Source organism: bacterium, from assembly GCA_021372615.1.
Lineage (GTDB): Bacteria > Armatimonadota > Zipacnadia > Zipacnadales > UBA11051 > JAJFUB01.
Genome location: JAJFUB010000082.1, coordinates 1 through 2,458, shown reverse-complemented (window position 1 = coordinate 2,458; position 2,458 = coordinate 1). Strand labels below are relative to the sequence as shown.

The following is a 2,458-nucleotide window of genomic DNA, read 5'->3' as shown; positions in this document are numbered from 1 at the left end:
CCTCGGCCATCACCTTGACGGCCAGCGGGTTCATCCCGTGCTTCTCGAGGCCGGCGGAGTAAGGCTCGATGACGTCGCCCTGCAACGCGCGCGCCCACCCCTCAGCCATCTGGCTACGGCAGGAGTTGCCCGTGCACAGGAAGAGCACCTTCAGCTTCGCCATGCAATCCCCTTTCGGCCGCTGTTGCTGATGCCTGCGTACGTCGGGCCCCGCCGCCGGCCGTGGGGCCCGCCGCACACGACGCGGCACCCACGGCCTGTTTCCGCCAGTGCGCGAACTCGCGCAAGTCGGCACTACCGCGGCTTGCGGGCGCTGACCGTGATGGACTTGACGAGGCCCTCGGGGACCTCGGGCATCTCCGGCATGTCGTCACAGGCGCAGCAGCAACCGCCGCCCTCGTCGTCCCCGGGCACACAGCAACCGTTCAGCAGTTCCCGGGCGTCGCGCTCCACATGGACCGTCACGTCGGTGAGGCCGGCGGCGGCCATGGCGCCGAGGTACTCGGTCTTGCTGATGGCCCCGGCCACGCAGTTCACATACGCCGCGACGCTGGCGAGCAGATCAGCCGGAGCCTCGCCGTCGAGGACGATGTCGGACACATGCAGCCGCCCGCCGGGCTTCAGCACCCGGAACGCCTCGGCGAAGGCGCGGGCCTTGTCGGGCACGAGGTTGATGACGCAGTTGCTGATGACCACGTCCACCGATCCGTCCGCGACGGGCAGGTCCTCGATCTCGCCGAGCCGGAACTCCACGTTGGCATAGCCGCCCCTCTCGGCGTTGGCGCGGGCGGCGGCGATCATGTCCTCGGTCATGTCCACGCCGATGACGTGGCCCTCGGGGCCGACGGCGTTGGCGGACAGGAAGCAGTCGAAGCCCCCACCGGAGCCCAGGTCCAGCACGGTCTCGCCTGGCTTCAGGTCGGCCAGGGCCGTCGGGTTGCCACAGCCCAGGCCCATGTTCGCCCCCTCGGGCACGGCCTCCAGGTCCTCGCCCGCGTAGCCGACGGCCTCGGGGTCGGCGCGGGTGACGATGCCCTCGTCGCAGCCCTCGGCTGCCCGCCGGGCAATCTCACCGTAGTTGTCACGCACCGTCTTCTTCACATCGTCCATCGAGTCATCTCCTATTCGTTGGCGCAAGACGCCGGTTGCGGCGCCCGGCGCATCAGTCACGGACCACAAGGCGCACACCGCGTGGGCGGGTTGGCCCTTGGGGTGGCACTCGTAGCGGTTCATCCGACCTCGCCTCCGGTCGCACAGGCCTCCGCGCAGGCCTCCGGGAAGTAGCGCCGTCGGAAGGCCAGGGCGACATTGACCAGGCTGATGAGGACCGGCACCTCGACCAGCGGCCCGATCACGGCGGCGAAGGCCTCGCCGGACGAGATCGTGAACACGGCCACGGCGACGGCGATGGCCAGCTCGAAGTTGTTGCTGGCGGCGGTGAAGGACAGGGTCGCCGTCTGGCCATAGGTGGCGCCGACCTTCATGCTCAGGAAGAACGAGACCATGAACATGACGACAAAGTAGATGAGCAGGGGGACGGCGATGCGCAGCACGTCCAGCGGCAGCTTCACGATGACCTGCCCCTTGAGCGAGAACATGACGACGATCGTGAAGAGCAGGGCGATCAGGGTGAGGGGGCTGATACGGGGGATGAAGCGCCGCTCGTACCACTCGCGCCCGCGCGCTCGCATCAGGACAAAGCGCGTGATGAGGCCGCCGAGGAAGGGGATGCCCAGGTAGATGAAGACGCTCTGGGCGATCTGGCCCATCGTCACGGCGACGGTGGTGCCGGGCAGGCCGAACAGCGGCGGCAACACCGTGATGAACACGTAGGCGTAGACGGAGAAGAACAGGACCTGGAAGATCGAGTTGAAGGCCACCAGCCCGGCACAGTACTCGGTGTCGCCGTCGGCCAGCTCGTTCCACACGATGACCATCGCGATGCAGCGGGCCAGCCCGATCATGATGAGACCGTACATGTACTCCGGGTAGCCCCGGAGGAAGACGATGGCGAGCAGGAACATGAGGATCGGGCCGATGATCCAGTTTTGCACCAGCGACAGCGTGAGGACGCGGCCGTTGCGGAAGACCTCGCCGAGCTCCTCGTACTTCACCTTCGCCAGGGGCGGGTACATCATCAGGATGAGGCCGAGGGCCAGCGGGATGGACGTGGTCCCCACCTGCGAGGCGGCGTTGAGTGCCTTCACCAGATCGGGGAAGACGTAGCCCACTCCCACGCCGAAGGCCATTGCCAGGAAGATCCACAGCGTCAGGTAGCGGTCGAGGAAAGAGAGACGGCTGCTCAGTGACTCGGGCATGTCGGTACTCGCCTCATCTCCGGGGGCCGCGCGGCGGCCCTACTGAAGTCTGGGTATGTAAGGAAACACTCAGGCGGCGGGTGCCGCCGAGACCGCCTGCGGTCTCACGTGTGCGGCGGGCCCCGCCGCCGGGCGGGGGG

Annotated in this window: 3 protein-coding genes; all 3 read right to left on the bottom strand. The window is 67.8% G+C overall.

Features of this window, described 5'->3' with window-relative positions; genetic code table 11:
* Nucleotides 1–163: arsenate reductase ArsC (locus LLH23_11955; GenBank protein MCE5239188.1), on the bottom strand; the 163-nt coding region annotated here is incomplete at its 3' end.
* Nucleotides 164–294: 131 nt separating this feature from the next.
* Nucleotides 295–1,110: an arsenite methyltransferase gene (gene arsM / locus LLH23_11950; GenBank protein MCE5239187.1), complete on the bottom strand. Its 816-nt coding sequence runs from the start codon at nt 1,108–1,110 to the stop codon at nt 295–297.
* 119 nt (nt 1,111–1,229) lie between these two features.
* Nucleotides 1,230–2,318 carry an ACR3 family arsenite efflux transporter gene (arsB, locus tag LLH23_11945; protein MCE5239186.1) on the bottom strand — a complete coding sequence of 363 codons (1,089 nt, stop codon included), beginning with the start codon at nt 2,316–2,318 and terminating at the stop codon, nt 1,230–1,232.
* Between the last annotated feature and the right edge of the window lie 140 nt (nt 2,319–2,458).

Coding starts and splice junctions, on each gene's coding strand:
- arsM (MCE5239187.1), bottom strand. CDS start 1,110: ATGGACGATGTGAAGAAGACGGTGCGTGACAACTACGGTGAGATTGCC.
- arsB (MCE5239186.1), bottom strand. CDS start 2,318: ATGCCCGAGTCACTGAGCAGCCGTCTCTCTTTCCTCGACCGCTACCTG.